The organism is Salimicrobium salexigens, assembly GCF_900156705.1.
GTDB classification, from domain to species: Bacteria; Bacillota; Bacilli; order Bacillales; family Halobacillaceae; genus Salimicrobium; species Salimicrobium album.
In genome coordinates this window covers 151,365-176,378 of sequence record NZ_FTOK01000005.1, presented here as the reverse complement: position 1 = coordinate 176,378, position 25,014 = coordinate 151,365, and the positions used below count along the sequence as shown (strand labels likewise).

The 25,014-nt window shown below is 46.0% G+C and carries 19 protein-coding genes, 2 pseudogenes and 1 riboswitch; of the genes and pseudogenes, 5 read left to right on the top strand and 16 right to left on the bottom strand.

Features of this window, described 5'->3' with window-relative positions; translation table 11 throughout:
- Positions 1 to 174 precede the first annotated feature (174 nt).
- The 5 genes and pseudogenes from BW931_RS07800 to msrA form a co-directional block, all read right to left on the bottom strand.
- Positions 175 to 1,788 (bottom strand): ABC transporter permease, encoded by a 1,614-nt coding sequence (locus tag BW931_RS07800; RefSeq protein ID WP_076571345.1) that lies wholly within the window; start codon positions 1,786 to 1,788, stop codon positions 175 to 177.
- Positions 1,789 to 1,813: 25 nt separating this feature from the next.
- The gene (locus tag BW931_RS07795; RefSeq protein ID WP_076571343.1) at positions 1,814 to 2,695 is read right to left on the bottom strand and encodes an ABC transporter ATP-binding protein; all 882 of its coding nucleotides are present in this window, start codon (positions 2,693 to 2,695) and stop codon (positions 1,814 to 1,816) included.
- A 46-nt stretch (positions 2,696 to 2,741) separates the two neighbouring features.
- Positions 2,742 to 3,179 carry a TetR/AcrR family transcriptional regulator gene (locus BW931_RS07790; RefSeq protein ID WP_234972605.1) on the bottom strand — a complete coding sequence of 146 codons (438 nt, stop codon included), beginning with the start codon at positions 3,177 to 3,179 and terminating at the stop codon, positions 2,742 to 2,744.
- A 15-nt stretch (positions 3,180 to 3,194) separates the two neighbouring features.
- Positions 3,195 to 3,314, bottom strand: a pseudogene (locus tag BW931_RS13770) (TetR/AcrR family transcriptional regulator); the annotation flags it as partial.
- Between the two features lie 253 nt (positions 3,315 to 3,567).
- Entirely contained in the window at positions 3,568 to 4,038 is a 471-nt protein-coding gene (msrA, locus tag BW931_RS07785; protein WP_076571340.1) for a peptide-methionine (S)-S-oxide reductase MsrA, read from the bottom strand.
- Between the two features lie 121 nt (positions 4,039 to 4,159).
- Positions 4,160 to 4,279: riboswitch (SAM riboswitch) on the bottom strand.
- A gap of 181 nt (positions 4,280 to 4,460) precedes the next feature.
- Here msrA and BW931_RS07780 point away from each other — a divergent pair.
- On the top strand, positions 4,461 to 4,946 hold the full coding sequence (locus tag BW931_RS07780; RefSeq protein WP_076571338.1) for a DinB family protein: 486 nt from the start codon (positions 4,461 to 4,463) through the stop codon (positions 4,944 to 4,946).
- A 189-nt stretch (positions 4,947 to 5,135) separates the two neighbouring features.
- Positions 5,136 to 7,895, top strand: coding sequence for a phosphoenolpyruvate carboxylase (gene ppc / locus BW931_RS07775; RefSeq protein ID WP_040609125.1), 2,760 nt, complete (start codon positions 5,136 to 5,138; stop codon positions 7,893 to 7,895).
- Between the two features lie 88 nt (positions 7,896 to 7,983).
- Here ppc and BW931_RS07770 read toward each other — a convergent pair whose 3' ends face one another.
- Positions 7,984 to 9,039 (bottom strand): C45 family autoproteolytic acyltransferase/hydrolase, encoded by a 1,056-nt coding sequence (locus tag BW931_RS07770; protein ID WP_076571337.1) that lies wholly within the window; start codon positions 9,037 to 9,039, stop codon positions 7,984 to 7,986.
- Positions 9,040 to 9,127: 88 nt separating this feature from the next.
- Positions 9,128 to 10,504, bottom strand: a complete 1,377-nt coding sequence (locus BW931_RS07765) for a Glu/Leu/Phe/Val family dehydrogenase (protein WP_076571335.1) — start codon at positions 10,502 to 10,504, stop codon at positions 9,128 to 9,130.
- Between the two features lie 153 nt (positions 10,505 to 10,657).
- Between BW931_RS07765 and BW931_RS07760 the strand changes: the two genes are divergently transcribed.
- Complete coding sequence (locus tag BW931_RS07760; protein ID WP_008588345.1) at positions 10,658 to 11,719, top strand: NAD(P)/FAD-dependent oxidoreductase; 1,062 nt, start codon at positions 10,658 to 10,660, stop codon at positions 11,717 to 11,719.
- A 71-nt stretch (positions 11,720 to 11,790) separates the two neighbouring features.
- Here the strand turns inward: BW931_RS07760 and BW931_RS07755 are convergent, their stop codons facing one another.
- The 5 genes from BW931_RS07755 to BW931_RS07735 form a co-directional block, all read right to left on the bottom strand.
- Positions 11,791 to 12,168: a RidA family protein gene (locus tag BW931_RS07755; RefSeq protein WP_008588344.1), complete on the bottom strand. Its 378-nt coding sequence runs from the start codon at positions 12,166 to 12,168 to the stop codon at positions 11,791 to 11,793.
- A gap of 83 nt (positions 12,169 to 12,251) precedes the next feature.
- A complete protein-coding gene (locus BW931_RS07750) occupies positions 12,252 to 12,482 on the bottom strand; it encodes an excisionase family DNA-binding protein (RefSeq protein ID WP_008588341.1) in 231 nt (76 codons plus the stop codon).
- Positions 12,483 to 12,542: 60 nt separating this feature from the next.
- Positions 12,543 to 13,715, bottom strand: coding sequence for a CapA family protein (locus BW931_RS07745; RefSeq protein WP_076571333.1), 1,173 nt, complete (start codon positions 13,713 to 13,715; stop codon positions 12,543 to 12,545).
- Positions 13,716 to 13,878: 163 nt separating this feature from the next.
- Positions 13,879 to 15,717 carry a monovalent cation:proton antiporter family protein gene (locus BW931_RS07740; protein WP_076571332.1) on the bottom strand — a complete coding sequence of 613 codons (1,839 nt, stop codon included), beginning with the start codon at positions 15,715 to 15,717 and terminating at the stop codon, positions 13,879 to 13,881.
- 92 nt (positions 15,718 to 15,809) lie between these two features.
- Complete coding sequence (locus BW931_RS07735) at positions 15,810 to 16,118, bottom strand: CHY zinc finger protein (RefSeq protein ID WP_008588334.1); 309 nt, start codon at positions 16,116 to 16,118, stop codon at positions 15,810 to 15,812.
- Between the two features lie 93 nt (positions 16,119 to 16,211).
- On the opposite strand from BW931_RS07735, the gene BW931_RS07730 reads away from it, so the two are divergent.
- Positions 16,212 to 17,459, top strand: a complete 1,248-nt coding sequence (locus BW931_RS07730; RefSeq protein WP_076571330.1) for a CYP152 family fatty-acid peroxygenase CypC — start codon at positions 16,212 to 16,214, stop codon at positions 17,457 to 17,459.
- Between the two features lie 95 nt (positions 17,460 to 17,554).
- Here BW931_RS07730 and BW931_RS07725 read toward each other — a convergent pair whose 3' ends face one another.
- Both BW931_RS07725 and BW931_RS07720 read right to left on the bottom strand, forming a co-directional pair.
- On the bottom strand, positions 17,555 to 19,081 hold the full coding sequence (locus BW931_RS07725) for a BCCT family transporter (protein ID WP_076571329.1): 1,527 nt from the start codon (positions 19,079 to 19,081) through the stop codon (positions 17,555 to 17,557).
- Between the two features lie 87 nt (positions 19,082 to 19,168).
- Positions 19,169 to 20,666 (bottom strand): annotated as a pseudogene (locus BW931_RS07720) (glycine betaine uptake BCCT transporter).
- Positions 20,667 to 20,805: 139 nt separating this feature from the next.
- Between BW931_RS07720 and BW931_RS07715 the strand changes: the two are divergent.
- The gene (locus BW931_RS07715) at positions 20,806 to 21,783 is read left to right on the top strand and encodes an acrylyl-CoA reductase family protein (protein WP_076571327.1); all 978 of its coding nucleotides are present in this window, start codon (positions 20,806 to 20,808) and stop codon (positions 21,781 to 21,783) included.
- A gap of 72 nt (positions 21,784 to 21,855) precedes the next feature.
- Here the strand turns inward: BW931_RS07715 and BW931_RS07710 are convergent, their stop codons facing one another.
- Complete coding sequence (locus BW931_RS07710; protein ID WP_234972604.1) at positions 21,856 to 23,457, bottom strand: amidohydrolase; 1,602 nt, start codon at positions 23,455 to 23,457, stop codon at positions 21,856 to 21,858.
- Between the two features lie 56 nt (positions 23,458 to 23,513).
- Positions 23,514 to 24,965, bottom strand: a complete 1,452-nt coding sequence (gene aldA, locus BW931_RS07705) for an aldehyde dehydrogenase (RefSeq protein ID WP_008588318.1) — start codon at positions 24,963 to 24,965, stop codon at positions 23,514 to 23,516.
- Between the last annotated feature and the right edge of the window lie 49 nt (positions 24,966 to 25,014).

Here is a 25,014-nt window from a genome sequence, read left to right as displayed (position 1 = left end):
TACTCCTAGTATACCAAACAGTTATAGAAGCGTAAGCACCCACGTAGAGTTCCCTGAGAATTCACATCAAAAAACGCATTCTTCCGTGGAAAAATGCGCCTTTTCAAATAATCAGTACTGTTGCTATTCATTGATATACTTTATAGCGTTCGCCATCTTGCTTCTTGGTAAACATTAAGCTCCTTCGATCATGTCCCGTCGATTGTAACCAAAGTGACCAATTATTATTAGAGCGATACTCATTAAGGTTATTGTAATAAAGATTGATGCATCAAAATCTTCTAATGGCAATCGAGGTATCCAGCTTTGAATGGCTGTTTTTGAAAACCATTCCGGCAAATCTACGATCCCACCGAAATAGTTCAACAGAAAAGAGTATGCAAGGTACACATATACGACTTTTCCTGATTTCGGTGACCAGCCAAGAGCTAAGGAAGCTAAACCGATAAAGAACAGCAGGGACGGCAGGAAATTGAAGCCTGAACCAAGAAAATCAGCTATCTCCATTGTTGATCTGCCTCCCATAGCAGATAAAGCTGTACCACCAAGGCTGCCGGCAGCTATTAGAATTCCCGCTGCTCCTGTAATAATAGCTAAACCGATGCTGGTCCAATAAAGTCGGCTGCGGGTCACTTTTGTAGCAAAAATCTGACTTAAATATGCCCTGTTTTCCTGGGCAAACAGTTTATTTACAATGGCAATCGGCAGAATCGACACTAAAGCAATCATCACCATCATTATCGTGCTTGTAAATGATTCTTCAATGGAAACGTCCGCCTGCGCAAACATTTGTTTCATAATTTCGTTGCTTTCGAGAAAAGTTTGCATGTCACCATAAATTGAACCGTAAGCAGCGCCCATAACAATAAAAGCTATCAACCAGCTAATTATAGTACCTCTGTTAAGCTTAATAAATAAACCATGGACGGACAATAAAGAGTTAGCTGCGCTTTCCCGACCTTCTCTGCTCGGGAGATAACCGGCCCCCATGTCGCGGCCTCTTTCAAGTGAAAAAGCGACGACTACTGCAATCAAACTGAAAATCAATGCAAAAACAAGCGCAATCCAATTATTTTCAGTAAACGGGTAGGTGAGGTAGGTCCAGCCTAACGGATTGAGCATGGAGAGATCAACGTTCGAAACGTCTGTCCCGGCACGAATAATGTACAATAACCCGATTATTCCGAGCGTTGAACCTGTTGCAGAGGAGGAAGCAGGCATAATTTGTACCATCACGAGAGCAATAGCGGCACCAATAATACCGGCAATTCCAACCGAGGCTCCGAACAAAAAGGCGCCCTCGACAGAAATAGTCTCAGCATCAAAGCTGATCATCACGACGCTAATAAAAAGTGTTAATAAAAGGTTAATGAAAACAATTTGCATTATCGCGGCAAACGAATTAGCTTGTCGGCCGATTTGGAAGGAGCGTACCAGTTCGGTCAGACCAAGATCTTCTTCCTTTCGGGTGTGCCCTACTACATGCAGAACAGCGATGACCATTGAAAACAAACCACAAAACAACAGCATTTCATGGGCGTACATGGCTCCAAGTGTATAATCAACCGCTGTTCCAACCGGCGTTGGACCTACCATTGCAATCATTGCAGGGTTTTGGAGCGTTTCGAACATTCCGAGCAGGCCGTTGCCTTTCGCTATTTCTTTGAAGGCTGGCACAAAAGCTGCTGAAAACAGGCCGAACCCCAAAATCCAGACAATTATCTTTTTCCAGTCCCGTTTCAGATTAAGTAGGAACAAGGTCTCCCATTGTGCAAAATTTTCTCTCATCTTGATTCACCCTCCTTTCTGAAAATCAGCTTTCATAATGACGCATGAACAAATCTTCAAGAGTCGGTGGCACTGATTCAAATTTCTTGACCCCCAATTTACTTGCTGCCATTAAAATTTCATCAAGGTGTTTATTATCCGCAGAGAACGTTGCCTGATCTTCTTTTTGTTCGAAATCGAAAACGCCATTTACATTGGTCATCTCAGCCACATCCCCCTCTGTTACCAGCGTTATTGCAGAACGGGTCAAATGGCGTAAATCATCAAGGCTCCCGGATTCCACGATTTCTCCTTGGCGAATGATTGCCACTTTGTCAGCTAAACGCTCCACCTCACTTAAGATATGTGAGGACAACAGAATGGATTTGCCAGTTTCTTTGATTTTTTCTACTTCTTCCTGGAAAATCGCTTCCATCAATGGGTCAAGACCTGAAGTCGGTTCATCGAAAATGTACAGATCCGAATCAGCAGATAATGCTGCTATTAAACCCACCTTTTGACGATTCCCTTTCGAATACCCTTTGGCTTTTTTCTTAGGATCCAATTCAAAGCGTTTTATTAAATAGTCGCGTTTTTTTTTATTTCCGCCCCCGTGCAATTTAAGAAATAAATCAATAATCTCCCCGCCTGTCAAGTTTCCCCACAGGGTGACATCTCCCGGGACATATGAAATTCGTTTGTGTATCTCAAGACTGTCTTTCCAAACGTCCTTACCGAATATCTGTGCTTGACCTGCATCCCGCTTCATAATTCCCAATAAAATACGGATAGCAGTAGATTTACCAGCCCCATTCGGACCAATAAAGCCGACAACTTCTCCAGCGTTTACTGTGAATGAAACGTCGCGTAATGCCTGAAACTTACCGAATTTCTTTTGTAAACCTTGGATCGTTACAATCTCTGTCATAACACGAACACTCCTTTTTTAGAGAATTCAACTTTTCAGTTCATGCTTACTTATAAAAGCTGTATTTGAGAATCTCTGAATACCTCTTCCATTCTGCAAAATATTTTTCTCTGAATTCCTCTAAGTTTTCAAAGGTATTAATCTGTCGAAGTGCTTTATCGCTGAAACCGAACATCGTCCAATTCAGAATCTCAATCGCCTTTTCAATATCGATCCCTTCACGGAACTTGGAGTAATCAATATCTTTATATATTAATTCTGTGCCCCGCTCATAGATGGGATCGATTCTTTTCCTGATAGTTTCTTTTACCTCAACCGATTCCTCTTGGACCGCAGCAGTCAGGAAATCAAATATTTGAGGATGCTTTTCCTGAATATGCAATTTCTGCAAACCGATATTTTCAAGTCTTTTGAATAGATCTGTTTCACTCAAGTCAATTTGCTCATAAAAATCTTCAATAACCTGAACGCTTAATTCGATCAAATATACATAAAGATCTTTCTTGCTATTAAAATAATTGAACAGCGACCCTTTGGAAATGTTGGCACTTGTTACAATTGCATTAGTTGAGGCTTTATCAAATCCGTTTTGAACAAATTCCTGGATTGACGCGTTAATAATAAGTTCTTTCTTGCTCCTAGTTAGTTTATTAAAATTTGGATTAATGGTACTAACCTCCTTTCAGTTAGACATGACCGGTTTGGTCATTTTTATATTAACATGGTTGACCGAATTGGTCAATTTAAATATATAATAGCGGAAAAACACGGATGGTGTTTTAAATTATCTATGCTTCATCTGTGCCAAAGCAGCTACTTTTTCTTAAAAAAGTCTTTATAAAATAAAAAAACTTCAGCTAAAAGCTGAAGTTTTAAACGGCGCTGCAAGCCGCTCCATATTTTTTAACATATTGCTGATGATATTCCTCTGCTTCATAAAAAGTGGAAGCCGGTACCACTTCTGTTACAATCGGAGACTTGAAAATTCCGCGATCGTTCCATTCTTTTATTTTCGCAATGGACTGCTGACGCTGCTCCTCATTCGCATAAAAAATCACGGAGCGGTACTGATGTCCGACATCTTCTCCCTGACGATTGACGGAAGTAGGATCATGGGCTTCAAGGAAGTACTCGACGAGAGCTTCATAAGTGAGCACTTCAGGGTCGAACTCAATACGAATGGACTCCGCATGTCCTGTTTCCCCGGTTTTCACCTGTTCGTAGGACGGATTCTCCACAAATCCTCCCGTATAACCGACTGTTGTATTCGTCACTCCGCTCAATCTGTCAAAGAACGCTTCCACACCCCAGAAACATCCTGCACCGAAAGTAGCGATTGCCATAATATATCTTATCCTTTCTCTCTAACTACACTTCTTCCGAGAGTTTAGACGGGCTAACAATCAAAATCCCCTCTCCTTAATATCCAGGAAGAGGGGTCGACGTTATAATATCCGCTCGATCCTCTCATCTCTTAGAATGGATATCCATTCTACAGGAATTGGCACCGTTCACACTGATTCACATCAGCAGGATGGTTGCCGGGCTTCAAAGGGCCAGTCCCTCCGCCTCTCTGGATAAGAAGTTTCGTTATTAATTTTAAGTTATTTTCCATAATACAACGAACCGGTAGTAAAGTAAAGCAGTAAAGCTCATTTTTTTCCTCCCTGATAATTATGTTTAACCTCCTGTGTTTTTGTCTATAAAGTAACAGTTACGATTATAATAATCACAATGGTTATAATTCCGGGAAGGATGACGAACTATGTACGGACTGGAAGACAAAAGAAAGCTTATTCAGGACTTTATCAGTCAGGTTTCCGAAGAGGATGCCGGAAAGAAACCTTCAGATAATACGTGGTCTATACTGGAAATATTGGAACATTTATATCTGATGGAGAACTTCATCATTGAACAGATCAATGACGTCATAAAAAATGGCACGAAAGAATCTGCATCACCGAAACCTATCGAGCGTACAACCAACCGTTCCCATAAAGTGGAAGCGCCGGAAGCAGTCCGGCCATCAGGGGCCTTCTCTTCTATACAGGAAGCACGTGAGGCTCTCGAGAAGACAAGGGAAGCTACAATGTTTCTGACTCACAACAAATCCGGAAATACACTTCAGCAATATTCCTTTCCCCACCCTTCCTTCGGGGCTATGAATCTGGAGCAGTGGGTAGAATTCATCGGATGGCACGAAATGCGTCACCTGGAACAGATGAAAGAAGTACAGGAACAAATAAGCTGAACCCTTTCCACCTCTCTTCGTTGAGCATTTAGAAGAGAGGTGTCGTTTGTATAAGGCCGTATACATCTTCGCCCCGTCATTTGACTGTATGAAATATTCTGATAATATTATTAAAATACGAACCTTTGCGGTTCCCTCTCTACAGCCGACAGCTGAATAAACCAATAGAACATACAGGAAGGTGAAGAAGTGAATACACAACCAACATCTAACAATCATACTACGCCACTGCGTCATGATATACGGGTCTTAGGCGAAATGCTCGGTAAAGTCCTCGTTCATCAGGGCGGTCAGGAATTACTTGATAAAGTGGAAAGAATACGCAAGTTAACAAAGGACTTGCGGAGCACCCCTGATTCTTCGACTTATGAGACATTAAAGTCGGAAATCACCGAATTAAAACCGCCTATGCGTTCTCAGGTGATTCGTGCTTTTTCCATATACTTTCACCTGGTGAACATAGCCGAACAGAATCACCGTATACGCCGGCGGAGAGAGTACCAGCTCAGAGAAGATATGTCCGTACAGCCGTTTTCACTGGAGAGTGCTGTGCAGAACCTAAAAGAAAATGATTATTCAAAAGACGTCATTCAGGAGACACTGGACAAACTTTCTTTGGAGTTGATCATAACGGCCCATCCTACAGAAGCGACGAAGCGGACCGTACTGGAAATACAAAAAAGGATTGCTACCATTTTGAAACAGCTGGATGAAAGCAGACTCACCCGGAGAGAAAGAGAAGGCGTCATGGACAGTCTTCAGAATGAAGTCACCGCACTTTGGCAGACAGAAGAGCTCCGGGAGCGGAAACCGACCGTTATGGATGAAGTAAGGAACGGCCTGTACTACTTTGACCATACGTTGTTCGACGTCTTACCGGATATTCACCAGGAACTAGAACATCAGCTTGAGGTGAACTATCCCGAAGAAGAATGGTCTGTACCTGATTTTCTTCATTTCGGTTCCTGGATCGGCGGAGACAGGGATGGGAATCCGAACGTGACGCCGGAAGTCACCTGGGAAACCCTGCATAAGCACAGAAACCTGATTTTAAAAAAATACGAAGACTCGCTCGTCGATCTGATGAAACGTTTCAGCCAGTCGCTTGCTTACGTCCAGGTGTCCGGGAAGCTCATGCAGTCTATCGAAAGAGAAGAAACGTGGCTTCCGGAGGACAAAGTATGGAAAGTGGAAAAAGAAGTGTACCGCAGAAAATTCGCGGTGATACTAGAGCGTCTGCGTCAAATAGGTCAGTCAGAAACCGGCTACAGAAGCGCCGATGAGATGCTTAATGACCTGTCCCTGATTCAGGAAAACGCGCTTCGCCATCAGCCTGAAAGCAGAGAGCTTAAAAGCCTGAGAAAACTTATCCGTCAGGTAAGTCTGTTCGGTTTCCATCTGGCTACTCTCGATGTCCGTAATCACAGTGGCGAACATGAAATAGCTGTCTCGGAACTTTTACAGAAAGTAGGGATCACAGACGATTATTCGTCCCTGAGTGAAGCGGATAAAACCGGGATCCTTGAGAATGTATTGAAAGACCCGAGACCTCTTTCTCTGTTGAATGAAGACTATTCGGAAGCGACCCGTCAAATTATGAACGTTTTCCATATGATACGTGATGCTCATAAAGAATTCGGGAAACGCTCCATTGAAGTCTACCTGATAAGTATGACAGAGTCCGTCAGTGATCTTCTCGAAGTCCTCGTACTTGCTAAAGAAGCCGGGATTTACCGTCTTCATGCAGACGGAAGTGTCGAAAGCGACCTCGACGTCGCACCTTTACTCGAAACTGTAGACGACCTTGTTGCAGGCCCTGACATCATCAAGACCCTGTTTGAAATGGAAGTATTTTCGAAACACCTGGAAAAACGGGGCAACCACCAGGAGATTATGCTCGGTTATTCCGACGGCAGCAAAGATGGCGGCACGCTCACAGCCAACTGGAGACTGTACAAGGCTCAGGTCGAGATCCATGAGATGGCCCGCGAATATAACATCGGTCTTAAGTTCTTCCACGGCCGCGGTGGCTCTCTCGGCAGAGGAGGAGGGCCCCTCCACCGGAGTCTTCTTTCCCAACCGGTAGAGACACTTGGAGATGGCGTGAAAATAACCGAACAGGGAGAAGTCCTTTCTTCCCGGTACATGCTCCGTGATATAGCTTACCGTAGTCTCGAGCAGGGGGCTTCTACGCTCTTGGAAGGGGCCGCTAACGTTTCAAAAGAGTCAGAGCAGGGTTTTCATCGGGAAGACAGCTGGGAAGAGGCGATGGAAGAGATATCCGACGTTTCCTTAAAGACATATCAGTCACTCGTTTTCGGAGACAAAGATTTCATTTCTTATTTCAATGAAGCTACTCCGCTGAACGAACTGAGCGAACTGAATATCGGGTCTCGTCCCATGAAGCGTAAAGACAGTTCGAAATTCGAAAACCTGCGTGCCATTCCCTGGGTATTCGCCTGGACGCAAAGTCGTCAGCTGCTGCCGGGGTGGTTCGCAGCCGGCTCCGGGCTCGCTGATTACCGGGACCGGGCCGATGGGAATATGGAACTGCTTCGACAAATGTATGAAAACTGGCCTTTCTTCCGCTCCACTATAAACAATCTGCAGATGGCCCTCACGAAAGCGGATATTCAGACTGCCAGAGAGTACAAATCGCTCGTGAAAGACGAAGCGGTAGGAGAACGGATTTTCAATACGATTGTAGACGAATATGAAAGAACGAAAGAAGTCCTTCTCCAGATTACTGAAGACGATGAACTGCTCGATCATCAGCCGACAATTCAGGAGTCCGTGCGCCTCCGTAACCCGTACGTGGACCCTATGAATTTCCTTCAGGTGGAACTGATCAAAGAACTCCGGGAAACGAAGAACCCGGGAGATGAACTGCTAAAAGAAGTTCTGCTCACTATCAGTGGTGTAGCTGCAGGGCTCAGAAACACCGGTTAAGCCGGTATAAATAAAAAGTTATAAACGAAGGAGCCGGTATCACCGAACAGTTCGGTGATACCGGCTCCTTTTATATTGAATGCTCTTTTTACTTACTCCAGTGAGCGCCCCGCTCCATGTGCACAAAAGGGACATGGGTATTGACTTCTCCCTCTATACGGGCAAGAGGAATGTTCTCCCCCTCAAGCCAGGCGGAAAAATCCAATACTACCGGGGACTGATCGCCCCCGAGAGCAAACCATATTCTTTTGTCATGGACGAGGTACCCGGAAGTATGAATGGTGCCCGCCCACTGATCATACAGTTCGGAGAAGACTCCTCTGGATCTGTCGTTCAGAAGTCTGAAAGCTTCTTCGGCTTCCGGAGCTCCGGCGTTTTCCATCACTTCCATCCTTCTTTTCGAATCTACAAGGTGGTATCTGTTTTCTTTTGGCAGTTTTTCGAAGTGATTCGTACACATACGTGCCTCCCTCACTTCCACGCCTCTCGGTGATGCTTCCACCACGTAAGGCGTATTGGACGGGTCAAACACTGTATAGCTGAACGAATGGCGATGCGGAATTCGTTTCAATACGTCCACCGCTTCTTCCACATTACCACAGGTCTCCAAAATGATTCTTCCGATTATACAGCAGATAAAACCAGGCCCTGGACGCTTCCGGTTCATAAAATTATACCCGAGCACCAGACCTTTTTCGTTCATTCCGTCCATTCTCCCCGTAATACGCTGAGTCGGGCCGGCGGTAGCATATCCCGTATCCGAAGGCTGGAAAAATGCGAATCTCCCCTCGTACGTTTTCGGCAGATAATCATAGTTTCGAATCATATACCCGTCCCCGGTAAGGATGGAACAGCCCGATTTTTTGTAGGGGACCCGGTAGCCGCCGAATTCCATCAGCGTCCGTGTCATCGTCCAGTCAAGAGCATCTTTCAGCCCTTCAAGCTCCGCCCATATTCCAGGAGCGAACTGGTCGATCACCTCTTTCGCTTCCTCTATATCCACATCAAATCTCGGGATGCGTACCTCCCACTGCTTTTTTCTGTTCTCTACCGTGAGAGATTCCTTCAGTTCCAAACCTTGAGCGTAACCAAAATCGTAATGTGTCCCTCTGAACTGTATAACGTCGCTATGTATTTGTTTCATATGTGCACCTTCCCATCTTTTTCCACCATTCTAAGGAAAAGGCTGGAAAATATCAAAGATCCGGAACTCGAAGGTCCCGGACCGGTCATTAATATAGTTTCCCCTGTTTAAACATGATCGTCGATAATTTCGTTACCGCGTGAATGTAGCAGTTTTGACGAAGCGGGAAAGGGTCTCCGAAGAACTGGGGCAGAATCGTATCCATCGTATGTTTCATTTTATCGAATAACCGTTCATACACTCTTTCCTCCGACATGAACTGGGTCTCTCTTCCCTGCATCCATTCGAAGTAAGAAACGATGACACCGCCGGCGTTAGCCAAAATATCCGGAATGATTAATACACCTTTGTCACTTAAATACTTATCGGCTTCTTCCGCAATCGGCTTGTTCGCTCCTTCGATAATGATTTCGGCTTTGATATTTTCCATATTATCTTTATGAAGCTGATTTTCAAGAGCTGCCAGCAGCAGTACGTCGACATCAAGTTCCAGAAGTTCATCCCGGTCGTGGATATTCGCTTTGATGTCGTACTCCTGAAGCTGGTCGTCTTCGGTAGGAAGTTCACCGTCGTGCTCATTCGCAAACTCTACAAGAGAGGGAACATCCAGACCTTCTTCATTGTAAAGCATGACGTTATGGTCGCTTACCGCAACTATTTTGTTTTGAAGGTAAGTACATTTATAAGCTTCGAGGGCAGCGACAGAGCCGAGATTACCGAACCCTTGAATAGCCATCGTCATCTTTTTCTTCGCATATTTTACTGCCGTATCAGCAAATACGTTTTCGTTCTGGGTCAGCCATTTTTCGTTTTCTCTCGCGTAATTATACATGAGATAACGGAAAGAAAAGTACACACCTTTCCCTGTCGCTTCTCTCCGGCCGTGTGAACCGCCGTTCGCTATACTTTTACCTGTGAAACTGTTGCGGTACGGTTCTCCCGGATGAATTGTTTTATATTCGGCCATCATCCAGTCCATTTCACGCTCGCCGGACCCCATGTCGGGAGCGGGGATATCCTTGTCAGGACCCATAATGTCATTAAAATACTGCACGTATTTCTTACAGATTAAGTTCAGTTCTTTCTCCGTATAATCGCGGGGATTGATTTCCAATCCACCTTTACCTCCTCCGAAAGGTACTTCATGCAGGGCGTTCTTCAGGGTCATCAGTTTTGAAAAATCGGAAACTTCATCTTCCGTAACACTCGGGTGGAAGCGGATACCTCCTTTATAAGGACCGAGCACATCGTTGTGCTGGACACGGAATGCAGGTATCCTCTCTACAGTCCCATTTTCCATCGTCACCCTCAGGAACGACTTATGTATATGGTTCGGCGTTGTTAAAATAGAAACGAGTGACTGGTAAGCTTGTTCCCTCGTCTGCGCTTTCAAATCGGGAAGAAATTCTTTATCATCCATAATGGCTTTCAGTGAATTCTCTATGATTGTACTCTGTTTATCCAAGTTCATCTCCTCCTTCTTTCATACTTCTTCCCTACTTTTCCATTAGAAAACTACCCTGTGAAATTTTATCTAGTCTTTCCTGATTTTTTTTGATACTCTTTAAGAAGAGATTGGAAATTTGTTACGTAAAATTGCAGCAGAGGTGAACATACAATGACTGAACTATTAATACTGGGCGGAGGATATGGAGGGTTCAAGGTTCTTTATGATGCTTTGGAAAACGGCATTCCGGATGATGTGCATATAACGATGGTAAACCGGAACCCTTACCACGCCATGAAAACGGAATATTATGCTATAGCCGCCGGAACAACGTCCGACAGAAGCGTTCGTGTTGATTTTCCTATCCATGAAAAGATTTCCTATATTTTTGACGAGGCCACCAGGATAGACGCGGAAGAGGACCGGGTCTTTCTTGCCGGACGGGAAGAGCCGCTCGCTTTCGATCAGCTGGTAATAGCTCTTGGGTGTGAGGACAACTACCACGGAATCGAAGGAGCCGAAGAATTCACTGAAAGTGTGCAGACGATGTCCAGCGCCCGTCATGCCGGGTACAAAATCAACGATCTGAAAGCCTACGGTAACGTGACTATTGTAGGAGCAGGTCTCAGCGGAATCGAAGTGGCCGCAGAGACGAGGGAGAGCCGCCCCGATTTGAATATCCGCCTGCTTGACCGCGGGAACACGGTCCTTAAAGCGTTCGATGAAAAGATCCAGAAACACGTAGCAGACTGGTTCAGAGAAAATGAAGTGAACGTCATTCATGAAGCCAAAGTCGAATATGTAGAAAAAGACGGCGTCTGTAACAACGGTATCTGTTACATGAATGATGTTACAGTGTGGACAGCCGGCGTACTTCCACATCACCTTGCCCGGGAACTCCCATTCAAAAAAGACCGGGAGGAGAAACTGATCGCTAATGACTTCTATCAGATTCCCGAGAAGACGAACATTTATGTGGTAGGCGACTGCGTTTCGTCGGAGCTTTCTCCGAGCGGACAACTCGCCGGCGAGCAGGGAGAACGGATCGCCGAGGTTCTTAAGTATGTATGGCGCGGCCAGCAACCCAAAAAACCGAGCTCGATCAAATTAAAAGGTACCCTCGGCTCCCTCGGTAAAAGTGATGGTTTCGGTAACATGATGAACCAGCCGCTAACAGGGAAGATTCCACGTATTGCGAAGTCCGGAGTGCTATGGCTTCACAAACGTCATTAATACCCTATTATTAAAAAAGAAGTGAATCGGCTGTTATCAGCTGATTCACTTCTTTTCGTACAGATTGCTTCTCATTTCTTCACAATCGCTTCCATCTCCACTTTTGCCCCTTTTGGTAACTTAGCTGCTTCTATTGCAGCCCGCGCAGGGTAAGGTTCACTCAGAAATCCGGCATAAATTTCGTTGACTGTCTGGAAATCATCCATGGAATCCAGGAAGATTCCCATTTTCACGATGTCCGTATATTCTTTCCCGGCTTCTTCGAGAATGGCACCTATGTTTCTCATTACCTGTTTCGTCTGTTCTTCCACACTATCAGCCACGAACTGCTGCGTTTCCGGATCAAGACCGATCTGCCCGGAAATGAATATAAGGTCTCCCGCGTCCACTGCCTGAGAGTAAGGACCTACTGCTTTAGGAGCCTTGTCTGTTTCGATTACTTTCGTCATACTGAATCCTCCTTTGAATGTGTGACGTCTCTCCAAGGATACAATCATCTAAAAAAAAGCACAAGCCGCGGAGGCTTGTGCGATTAATCTTCGTCCTTTATGACAGGGTCTGCAGGAACAGGTTCGCTCAGAAACTGCTGAATCTGCTGCTGATATTGCTCCAGTTGCTCCCAGTACAGATTGAACTGATCCGCATTAACAAGGAACTGTTCCCCGTCATGGACTGCCCTTATCTTTCCTGATACAATGCATGAATATACATAATCTTCCGGAAGCTCCAGATACCGGGCCGTCTCTTCAATTGTACGGTACATGGAAATCCACTCCTTAATGGATAAATGTATATCTCTTTTTATAATTATAACATAGCAGAATCATGGTTGGCTCGTCTTTACTATTTTATTCTGCTCAAAAGTGATGTTGGCGGAACGTTCTTCCATGCGCTGAAGGGCTTCCTTCTCGTCAGGAGCCGGCATGATCCGGTCGTTACGGATCTGCATCGGTATGAAAGAAGGGTGGATCTCATCCTCTTTCAGCCAGACTTTCAAATACCCGGTATAAGCTGTTTCCCCGTCCACGTAATCCGGGAAAAGAAAGTTTCCTAAGGAATAGGCGATAAAACCATCTTTATAATATTCGAACCCTTGCAGAACGTGAGGGTGATGCCCGACGATCACATCCGCTCCCGCATCTATAAGACGATGTGCAATCTGCTGTTCTCCGGGCTGGAATTGGGTCTGACGTTCATCTCCCCAATGCATCTGCACAATGACGTGGTCACTCGAAGCTTCTGCTTTTTTAATTATTCTTTCCATTCTTTCCACCTGATAACCGCTTGCAATACCCGGGCGGCCCTCTTCTGCATACCAGCTCACTTTGGGTAAAACTGCGGAGAAAGCCAGAAAGTGGATGCTCCTCCCCTCCTTCTCTGTTTTCCATCCACGATAGGCTTCTTCTTTGTTACGGCCCGCACCGATAAAAGGAATCTCTCTTTTTTCCAATGCGTGCAAGGTGTCTTCAAGACCGGTGATACCGTAATCCAGAGTGTGATTATTAGCCAGTGATACAGCGTCGATTCCCGCCTTCTTCAGACCGTCGAGTGCTTTGTCCTCCGAACGGAAATTGTATATCTTATCTTCCCGCACTCCTCTGGTCGTAATAGGGGTTTCCAGGTTAACGAAAGTAATATCGTCACTCTGAAACTCTTCATTTACGTAGTGGAAAGGGTAAGCATACCCCTCGTCCGCGACCGTCTGTTTCGTAGACTTTTCAAAAAGCACGTCTCCGGTGAAAGTAAGATCCACTTCCTCATTGAAAGATCCGTCTTTCACAGACTCTCTCCCCACATTTTCTTTCGTTTCCTCTGCACTGTTACCTCCTGTCTTATTCTCATCATTCTTCTTTCTATCTTTCCCCGCATCTGCTGCGTTCTTTTCCAGATCTCCGGCTTTAATATCCTCAGGAGCGGACTCGTATATAACAAAGAACAAAACTGAGCCAAAAACAAGTATCATAAACATAGTCAATGTAACCAACAGCTTCGCCATACAGTATTGTGCTCCTTTTTTATATTTGTTTTTATTATGTCACTACTCCTGAAGAAATACTACTTACTTTTCGCATATTCCCCCTCCTTTTTTCGTATATAAGAAAGGATCCGGACATCAATGTCCGGATCCCTTCGTGAACCATTCTGTTTTAAAATCGATATCACTCGAGAAGGTACTCAAGCTCACTTATGTTTTCGTGGTTTCCTGTCACAATCAGCCGGTCTTCAAGCTGTAATTCAGTGTCGCCATGAGGGATAATCGATTCGTTACCCCGGTAAATTCTTACGATGATCGTATCACCGAAGAATGGGAAGTCCCGAAGCTTCATACCATGAAACTCCTGATTTGTAAGCGGTACTTCCATCAGTCCTTCTTCTCTTGTCGCGAAAATATCAGCGATGTACGGAGAGGCGATCATCGCTTTCATCATTGCCCGGGAAGAAAAGATAGTAGAAAACACGTTTATCCCTTTCTCTTTCAGCATAGCCTGATTGGTCGGCGCTTCCACTTTAGTGATGATATTCTCGATTTCCGAATCCGCAGCCTCGAGCGCAATATTCGTATTCAGTTCGTCGTCATTGGTGGAGATTACGAGTACTTCCGAATCAAATACGCCGTGGCTCTGAAGTTCCTCTATCGCATAACTTTCCAGCTTTTCCACTGTAAAATCAGGCGATCCCGGAAGTTCCCCGCTGTGATTGGGACGGGCGTGATAAAGGTAGACTTCATACCCCTCTTCTGCAAATTCTTTCGTTAAAGGCATGGTGATCTGATTGGCACCGATGATTTTCAGACGCTTCTTCTCTTCTGCATTTTCGGCAATCGGAAAGAATTGCTTAAAAAGCACAGGAGTGAAAATACAGGCTATAATGGCAAGCAGGATTAAGGAAGAAGCCATCTCCCCGTCAATCACTCCTATCCTTTCTCCTATCTTCGCAGCTGCTATTACGAGTGACAGAGTAGAAGTAAGCAGAAAACCGGAACCTGCCACTGTCCGCCAGTCGTACCATTTCTTCAGCACCATCACCGGGATGAGCTTGGACAGCAGGAGACCGAGGAACAGAAGCGGAATGAGCAGTACGACGGAAGGGTTGCTGAAAAGACCCCATATGTCCAGTTCCACTCCGATCATTACGAAGAAAATAGGAATAAGAAAACCGTATCCGAAAGAATCAAGCTGCTGGACCATTTCCTTATTGGGCGAAAGCAGGGAAACAAGGACCCCGGCCAGAAAAGCGCCCAGTATGTTCTCTGCTCCAAGAGACTCGGAAAGGCCGACAAGGATCATTATCAGAGTAAAGACGGCTCTCATTCCGATTTGAACCGTACCCGTCGAGAGGGTCTCGAAAAATGTTTGATTCTTGAAGAATTTCCCCAGGAAATAGAGGCCTACCCCGGCCACAAAGAGCAGAAGAAGCAGCCACATATTCCCCTCTTCTTCGTAAAAGGAGACGAACACCGCCAGAAGAATCATAGTAACCAGATCCGCAATTACAGCTACAAGTAAAATAATCTGGCCGATTGTGGATCTCATGAGTTCCGATTCTTTCAGCGTGGGTACTACAATGCCCAGAGATATTGTTGAAATGACGAGCGTCATAAAGAAAGCATTCCCTACAAGACCCGCCAGAGAAAGAGCAAGAGAAATAAGGTAAGATAAAACCAGAATAAATATGAATATAATGACAGCCACGCCGAAACGATGGGGCTCCGGTCGCCCGTTCAACATTTTTTTCCGTTTCCCCGATTTGAAAATAGAAAAGTCTATTTCCAGACCACTCAGAAACATGAGAAATATAAATCCGAGCGTAGACAATATATCCAGCCATTCGTTAGGTTCTATCAGATTAAAGCCGCTTTGCCCGATAATCAGCCCCACGATAATTTCTGCCACTACAACCGGCAGAAAGTGAAGGCGGAACCTTTTAAGTAAAATCGGGGTCAAAAAAGCCGCTACAAGCACGATGATCAGTGAAGTAACAGAAATGTGATCTTCCATAAAAAACTGCCCCTTTCTTCTATATTACACAGAAAGCCCTCCTATTATCGTCGGTGACTACCTTAACGTCAAGAACTTTTTACCAACGGGAATCATTCAAAATAATAAGGAAAATGAAAACGGCAGCCGGCATTGAAAGGATGAGCGCAATACGGGCATTCCGTCTGTTCTTTATACACCTCCACAGCCATCTCCTTCCTGCAGTTCCCACAGTAGATACCTGACTCCCCCTGTCGTTCGGAAGGCCAGACCTCCACCTCATGTTCAGTCATTTCCTCGTGACATTTGATACAGGCGTAATATTCCCCGCAGCAGTAAAATTTTATCGCAACGACATCTTCGTAATTGTGATAATGGCGACACCTCGTTTTATCATCCAGCCGGATTCCGTGTATATCCATAAGTCCAGACCCCCTTCGATTTCTTTCTATTGTAACAATCGCGGCTTACATATAATATTAAATTATACTGTACATAGGAAGGAGCAATAAATAATGTCTTATTTCCCTGCGAAGGACAAAGGTCCGGACCGCTCTCTCGGAATTTTAAAAGACGGGTATAACTTCGCCCGGAAACGTCTGCAGAAACAGCACCTGGACGTATATGAAACGAAACTGCTGGGCGAAAGAGCTGCACTCCTTGGTGGCGAAAAAGGAGCAGAACTCTTTTATGATAACGATAAAATGAAACGGGGCGGCGCTATGCCCGCTTTCATACTGAAAACCCTGTTCGGGGAAAACGGAATCCAGACGATGGACGGCAATCCTTTCGAACACAGAAAGAGGCTGTTCCTTTCTCTCATGACCCCGGAAGCGCTTGATCGACTCTTCCAAATTACTGCAGAGTACTGGGAACGTGCTTCAGAATTCTGGGAAAAGAAACGGAAAGTCGTTTTGTACAATGAGATGCTCACTCTTCTAATGAAAATTTCCTGCGAATGGGCGGGCGTCCCGCTTAAGGATAAAGAAGTTAAAAAGAGAGCCGATGATTTCGCGCTCATGATCGACGGGTTCGGCTCTATCGGCCCTAAACATCTTCAAAGCAGAAAAGCACGGCAGCGTTCCGAACAGTGGTTTGAAAACCTTATACTCGACGTCCGGGAAGGTAAGCTTGAAGCTCAGGAAGGCACTGCAATTTTTGAAATGGCGATGCACCGTGATCTCAACGGCAACCACCTGGATGCACGAATGGCCGCTATTGAATTGCTGAACATCGTGCGTCCGACGGTGGCTGTCAGTAAATTCATCACTTTTGGCGCCCTGGCTATGGAAGAATTTCCGGAAGAGAAAGAAAAGGTCGCCGCCAGTGAAGATTACCTGTACTATTTCGCTCAGGAAGTGCGGCGCTTCTATCCATTCGTTCCTTACCTGCCGGCACGTACGAAAAAAGAATTTGCGTGGCAGGGATATAACTTCTCCGAAGGGCAGCTCGTGCTCATAGACGTTTACGGTAATAATCACGACCCGCGCATCTGGGAAGAGCCGGAAACTTTCAATCCGGAACGCTTCCGCAATTGGAACGGAGGACTATTCGATCTGATTCCTCAGGGAGGCGGCGATTACGAGAAGAACCACCGCTGTCCCGGAGAATGGTCGACTCTTGAAATTCTGAAAGCCAGTTTCCAGTATATGGCCCGGCATCTGGACTACAAACTTCCGAAACAGGATTTAAGTTACAGTCTGAATAAGATGCCTGCTTTACCGAAAGACGGCTTTATTATGAAAAGCATAAAGAAAAAATGAGACCTTTCTCAGCCCTGTCCGTTTGTTAAACAATTCAGCTTAAACTGACAAAAATAAAAGCGTCGACCTTTCGCGGTCGACGCTTTTTCAATTCTTCACTTTTTCATAATTCCCTGATTGATAGCCATTTCCTTCGCTACACGCGGGGCAAGCCAAATCATAGGAAGCAGAAGGAACGAAACGGGTACTGCGGTAACTACGATGAAGTTCTGCAGTGATCCTACTCCCCCGTTACCGATGATAAGGAGTATTGCTGCGACAGTTCCCATGAGGAGAGACCAGAATATGCGCACCCATGGCTTCGGATCTCCTTCACCGGTCACAGCCATCGCAATTGTATACGACATCGAGTCACTCGTCGTAACAACAAACAGAATAGTCAGTATGAGAAACAGCGGTGATATGATGACTGCCAGCGGAAACTGTTCCGTGATAGCAAACATCGCTGCCGCGTTACCTGCTTCTGCGAGAGGACCGGAAATAACACCCGGGTTCTCCAGTTCAAAGTGGATCCCGGAACCTCCGAGTACTGTGAACCAGAAAGCGGATATGACCGGAGCCAGCACAGATATGGACAAAATGATCTGGCGGATGGACCGTCCTCTTGAAATACGGCTGACCAGAATCGCCATCATCGGGCCATAACCGATGAACCATCCCCAGAAAAACACAGTCCACGCACCGAGCCATCCTCTATCATCACGGTAGGTCGACATCTCCAGGAATTGCTGAAGATAGTGACCGAACCCTGCTACATACTGGTTGATGATAAACAGACCGGGACCGAAAATAAGAACAAAAAATATCAGTCCAATAGCCAGTCGAACGTTAAAGTTACTAAGCTTCTGAATACCTTTATACAGTCCGGTGACGGCTGAAATGGTAGAGATGAGAACTACGGCACCAATAACTCCGAGCTGCGAATAGAAGTTGTTCGGTATATTGAATATAGTCTGCAGACCATAGTTTGCCTGTGTTCCGAGGAAGCCGATCGGACCGATCGTACCTGCTGCAACTGCAATAATGGAGAAAGCATCTACAATCGTCGCGAACCACCCTGTACGTATTTTTTCCCCGAAAATCGGATAGAGAAGCGTCCGCGGTTTAAGAGGCATACCTTTCTGATAATGACCATACATCATCACTACTGCACTTACCGTACCGAGGATCGCCCATGCCAGAAAGCCCCAGTGCATGAAACTCTGAGCCAGAGCCGGAGCGATTGCTTCCCTCGTACCTGCATCAAGATCCCCCTGGGAAGGCGGGACAGTCAAAAAGTGGGTAATCGGTTCGGCAGCCGCCCAGAATACGCCACCTCCGGCGAGAAGAGTCGCCATAATAATGGATAACCATTTGTACAAACCTAATTCAGGTTCATCAAGGTTCCCCATTTTCACGTTTCCATATTTGGAAAGCGCAAGGTACAGCCCGACTATAAATGTAGCAAGCATAAGAAACTGCCAAAAAGCACCAAAATATTTAGCAGCCCAAGCGAATCCTGTGTTTACAAATTCGGTCACACTGTTAATATCGATAATTGCAAATATCACGAATAAGAGGAGTGCCCCTCCGCTTATACCAAATACGGGCCAGTCAACGCGACCCTGTTTATTCTGTAGCATAACTCCTTTTGAGGTTTATTTTTTTACACAATTAAATATACTACCACTACCTTAATTACGTGTAAAGCGGAAAAATCGAAGTATCTTCTACTTCTGTAAATCCTGCTTTATTTTTTCCCTGTCTGCCCTGATTGCTTTATAAAAAGCGTAAACCATTAGAAGCATAATCACGGAAAACGGAAGAGCGGCTATAATAAGGGCATTTTGTAATGCCTGCAGTCCCCCCTGTATAAAGCAGTACAGCTGCAACGGTCGACTGGGCGATTCCCCAGGCGAACTTAACCGTCTTCGGAGGGTTCAGCGAGCCATTGGTCGTCTGCATACCAAGCACGAAAGTTGCCGAATCTGCAGAAGTGATAAAGAAAGTACCGATTAAAAGCATAGCGATGATAGACATAACGATCCCCAGCGGAAACTCATTGAATACTCCGAAAAGAACCTGAGTATCTGCAAGGCTTGCTACTTCGGAACCGTTCTGCTGAGTCTGAATTCCTGTAGCTCCGAATACCGTAAACCACAAAAAGCTTACAAGGGAAGGGATGAGGAGCACACCGCTCAAAAATTCGCGGATGGTACGTCCCTTGGAGACCCGGGCAATGAATATACCGACAAAAGGCGCCCACGCTATCCACCATGCTCAGAAGAAGACTGTCCAGTCCATGACCCAGGCGCGCTCCTCTTCACTGTTCGGAGCCAGACGCAGGCTTTCGTAAGCGAAATTCTGTATATATGCTCCCAGAGAATCGATGAATGTATTTGCAATGTAAACGGTGGGCCCCACTATAATCATGATGCCGAAGAGCAGAGCAGCCAGCACCATGTTGGCATTACTTAAAAGCTTAATCCCCTTGCTGAGCCCGGTATAGGCGGAAATCATGAACAGGACAGTTACCACTGCAATAATGATCAGCTGCAGGGAAAAGCTTTCGTCCCACTGCAGAAGATATGTAAGACCCCCGTTGATTTGGGCAGCGCCGAAACCGAGCGTCGTGGCAACCCCTACTATCGTTGCAAAAACGGCAACAACATCAATCGCTTTCCCCCAGGGACCGTACATTTTATCACCGAATATCGGTTCCAGAGTGGCACTGATGAGACCGGGCTTCCCGTGACGGAATTTAAAGTACGCAAGTACAAGAGCCACTATCGCATATATCCCCCAGGCATGCACTCCGTAATGAAAAAAAGAAAGGCGCATAGCGTCACGAAGCGCTTCCCTCGTGCCGGGTTCTGCCAGTGGGGGTGTGTTTATGTAATGTGATACCGGGGATGCTGCCCCGTAGAATACAAGACCGATTCCCATACCCGCGCTGAACAGCATGGAAAACCACGTCGGATAACTATAGTCAGGCCGGTCTTCAGCGCTCCCAAGCCTTATCTTTCCGTAAGGACTGAAAATGAGATAAATACAGAAAACTACGAAAAACGTAACTATGAGCAAGTAATACCAGCCGAAATTCGATGATATGTAGCTCATTATAGTTCCGGTAGTCGCTTCAAAGTTACCCGGAGCGAAAATTCCCCATACGGAAGCTGCGATAGTAATGGCTAATGTTATCCAGAAAACTTCTGTCAATTTTTTCATGATGTCCTCCTTTGAATTGTACATATAAAAGTTATATCCCCACCGTTTTTCCTGTTAAACGGTTCAGCAAAATCCTCATGTTTCATAAAACCCTGTTCCGGCTATGAGAATAAGAGCATTTATTAAGGAGGAATAATCGATGGAAAAATTCCAGTCACTGGTGCTCGAAGAAGATAAAGACTTGCATCTCCGCTCTAGGACGGAGGGCGACCTCTCCGAAGGGGATGTCACGATAGAAGTAGCCTATTCCAGTATCAATTATAAAGATGCCCTTGTAGGGAACCAGAATCAGATAGTAAAACACTATCCCCTCGTTCCGGGCATCGACCTTTCCGGAACTGTAATAGAATCCAGGGACGGTTCTTTCAAAAAAGGACAGGAAGTAATCGTTACAAGCTACGACCTCGGCACCGGACACGACGGAGGGTTCAGCCAGATTGCGAGAGTACCGAAAGAATGGGTGGTACCTCTTCCTGAAAATATGAGTTTAAAAGAAGCGATGATTCTCGGAACTGCGGGTCTTACCGCCGCTTTGTCCATTCAGAGACTTGAAGATAACGGGCTCACTCCGGAAAAGGGTGAAGTTCTCGTTGCCGGTGCAACCGGCGGTGTCGGAAGTGTCGCCGTAAATATTCTTGCCCAGAATGGTTACAGTGTTACGGCAGCTACCGGAAAAGATTCCGAGCATGACTATCTGAAAAAACTGGGAGCGTCCTCTATCATTCACAGAGATGAAATCATGGATACGGACGGTACCCCTACACGGAAAAAACGCTGGGCCGGTGCGGTTGACCCGGTAGGTGGCAATACCCTTCAGTATATTTTGAGCACGCTTGAAAACAGCGGTTCCGTCTCCACCAGCGGACTTGTAGGCGGCATCCAGATTTCCACCACTGTCCTGCCCTTTATCGGCCGGGGGATAAACTGGCTCGGCATCGATTCCGTCACCTGCCCTATGCACGAACGTAAAAAAGTATGGCAGAAACTTGCGGATGAATGGAAACCTTCCATGCTTCAGGAGGATATGCTGAACGAAGTCAGCCTCGAAGAAGTACCGGGCGTCCTTGATAAAATTCTGCGTGGTGAAGTTCGCGGAAGAACCATTGTAAAACTCTGAGCCGCCTGTACGTGCAGGACACCAAATGATTGTAAACGCAACGAAAACAACCCCGGCGCTGCCGGGGTTGTTTCATTCAGATTCTGCGTACGTCTGTATACCTTTATGCCACGTTTCCGTAACTTTAATATCTTTCAGCCGGCCTGGCGGGCTCTCGAGTGGATGCTGGTCCAGCAAAACGAAATCCGCCTGATACCCCGGGCTCACTTTCCCTTTTCGATATTCTTTGAATTCAAGGTAGGCAGGAGCATGGCCCATTCCATAAAAACTTTCATCCACTGTCAATTTCTCCCCGGGCATCCATCCGCCCTCGGGCTGATCTTCCAGGTCCTGCCGTGTAACAGCCGTTCCTACTGTTACCATAGGATTGATCGAACCGATAGGCAAATCCGAGCTTAAAGTAAGCGGGATCCCTGCTTCCTTCATACTCTTGTAGGGATCCGAAAAAGGTACAAGCTCTTCCGGTACCCATTTCTCTTTCTTATCCCATTCTCCGAGAAGAAAAGAAGGCTGCGTCTCCACGTAGGCATGACTGGCAGAAATGCGCTCAATCAAGTCCGGCGCCAGAGTCTGGGCATGTATGAGCCGGTGACGCAAATCTTTCGTACAGGCTTCTTCCTGCTCCAAAGCTGTCACTGCCTGTTCCACAGCCCGGTCCCCGATCGCATGCATCGCTACCTGCATCTGGTTTTGTGCGGCGTAGCGTACCATCTCGTTCACTTCTTTTTGATTGTAAATGAGCGGACCGCTTTTTGACGGTTCATCCGGGTACGGGTTTCTCATCGAAGCAGTATGAAGCCGCTGGGTTCCATCGAGAAACAGTTTAACAGCCCCCACCGTTACGCTAGCGGTACCATCTCCTGTGCGCATCGTTTCTTTTTCAACAAATTCCGTAATATCATCTTTGTGAAAAACATAATGGTGAAGCTGCACATCAATCGGCAGGTTCCCTTCCTGCTCCAGATCGGTGTACGCCTCATAAAGCCTCGCAAAACTACCGATAAAACTGCGGTCGTCCGTATGTACACTCGTTATACCATAGCTGCTCAGACGGGGAAGGGCCGCTTTAATAGCATTTTTAGCCTCTTCCTTATCACGTCCCCAGAACCTGTGATTGATGAAATGAACCGCAGTGTCTTTAAAACGTCCATTCATCTGCCCTGAAGTATCTCTCTCCTTAAAGGATTCAGGTATGCGGGAAAACTCCTTTTCTTCCTTTAAGAGGTCCAGAGCATTTTCACTGATGACACACTCATGTCCGTCCTCATGAATAAGATAAATGTAGGCATTCACCTGGATATCGTTTAAATCTTTTGCTGTCAACGGGCGTTCCAGATCCTCAAATCCGGCGTCATTGAAACCTTTACCGAATATCCATTGCCCTTCTTCAAGCACCCCGTAATGTTTTTGTATCATCTCTTTCATCTCCTTGAAACTGTCCGCCTCCCGGAGATCCAGCTCTTTCACCAGCAATCCATACCTCAGCAGATGCATATGTGAATCATTGAATCCCGGCGCAAGCACCCTGCTTTCCCCGTCGATGACCGGCCCCTCTCCCTGGTAAGGACTCGGGTACACTGCTTTAATGTATTCTCCTTCGAATTCCACTGCGTACAGTTCTTCCGGCTTTTCTTCACCGGACGGCTGGTAAATCCGCACATTATCTATAATCATTTTTGTGACTCCTTTTAATAAATTTCCTGCATCCGTCTCCGGATGCAGGAACATCATTACTGTTTGTCATTTTTGTACTGCATATACACAACCTGTGTCACAAGGAAATCTTCTACGCCGTGTTTGCCGTCGGTACCGCCAAGCCCCGACTGACGCATTCCGGCATGATAACCCTGCACAGCTTCGAAATTCTCGCGGTTTACATACGTCTCTCCGAAACGAAGCTCGTTAGCCACGCGCATCGCCTGGTTGACGTCGTCGGTGTATACCGAGGAGGACAGACCATATTCGGTGTCATTTCCTTTTTCAATCGCTTCATCAAGTGTTTTGTATGTCGAAATTGGAATAACCGGACCGAATATTTCTTCCGTCATGATTTCCGATTCATGGGAAATATCGGTCAGAATGGTCGGTTTAAAGAAATAACCGGAATCAAGATCCGCTCTTTCTCCTCCTGTAACAACAGTAGCACCATCAGCGACAGCATTGTTCACCATTTCTTCGACTTCTTCCAGGCGTTCTTTGCTGACAAGAGGGCCGACGTCCACTTCTTTATCTTCTTTCGGATTCCCTATTTTCATACCTTCAAAGGACTCTTTCAATTTCTCAATAAGCTCTTCTTTTTTACTTTCGTGTACGTAGACACGCTCTGCGTTCGTACAGGCCTGCCCGTTGTTTGCAAGCCGGGACGTAACGATACTTTCCGCTGCTATATCGAGGTCGGCTTTATCCGTGACGATAGCCGGTGCTTTCCCTCCGAGTTCCAGATTCACTTTCGTAATATTCTGCGCTGCCGCTTCCATCACTTTTGTGCCGGCGGGGACGCTTCCGGTCATCGTGATCATCTCAACGTCTTTGTGGGAAGCCATAGCGTTTCCGAGTTCGGATCCTGTGCCGGTAATGAAGTTATAAACCCCTTTAGGAATATCTTCCATCTTATCGATGATTTTTGTGAATTCGGCAGCCGTATTCGGGGTCTGCTGACTAGGCTTCAGAACGATTGTACAGCCGGTTACGAGAGCAGTGGCAACTTTACGTGCCAGAATGAATACCGGGAAGTTCCATGGTACGATACCGCCCACGACTCCTATCGGTTTCTTATAAACGAAGATGTTCTCGTTCTCTCTGTCACTCGGTACAATTTCACCTTCTATGCGTCTTGCCCACTCGGACATATAGCGGAAGTAATCAATAGCCAGGTCCACTTCCCCGCTGGCCAGTCCGTAGTCTTTCCCCTGTTCTTCCTGCAGGAGATCAATGAACGTATCGCGGTTGGCTTCGATTTCGTCCCCGAGACGACGGACGATTTTTCCTCTTTCAACATTCGGTGTGAGCTCCCAGCCTTTTTGAGCCTGTTTCGCTGCTTCCACCGCTTTATTCACGTCCTCTTCGGTACCTCTTGGAGTTTTGGAAATAATCTTACCCGTAGCCGGGTTTTCGATCTCTATCCAATCATCTCCACTGGACTCTGTATATTCACCATTAATGTATAACTTGTGTTCAATCACTTTATCATCCTCCTGTAGTTGTACAGAGAATGTTCCACTAACTGTACAC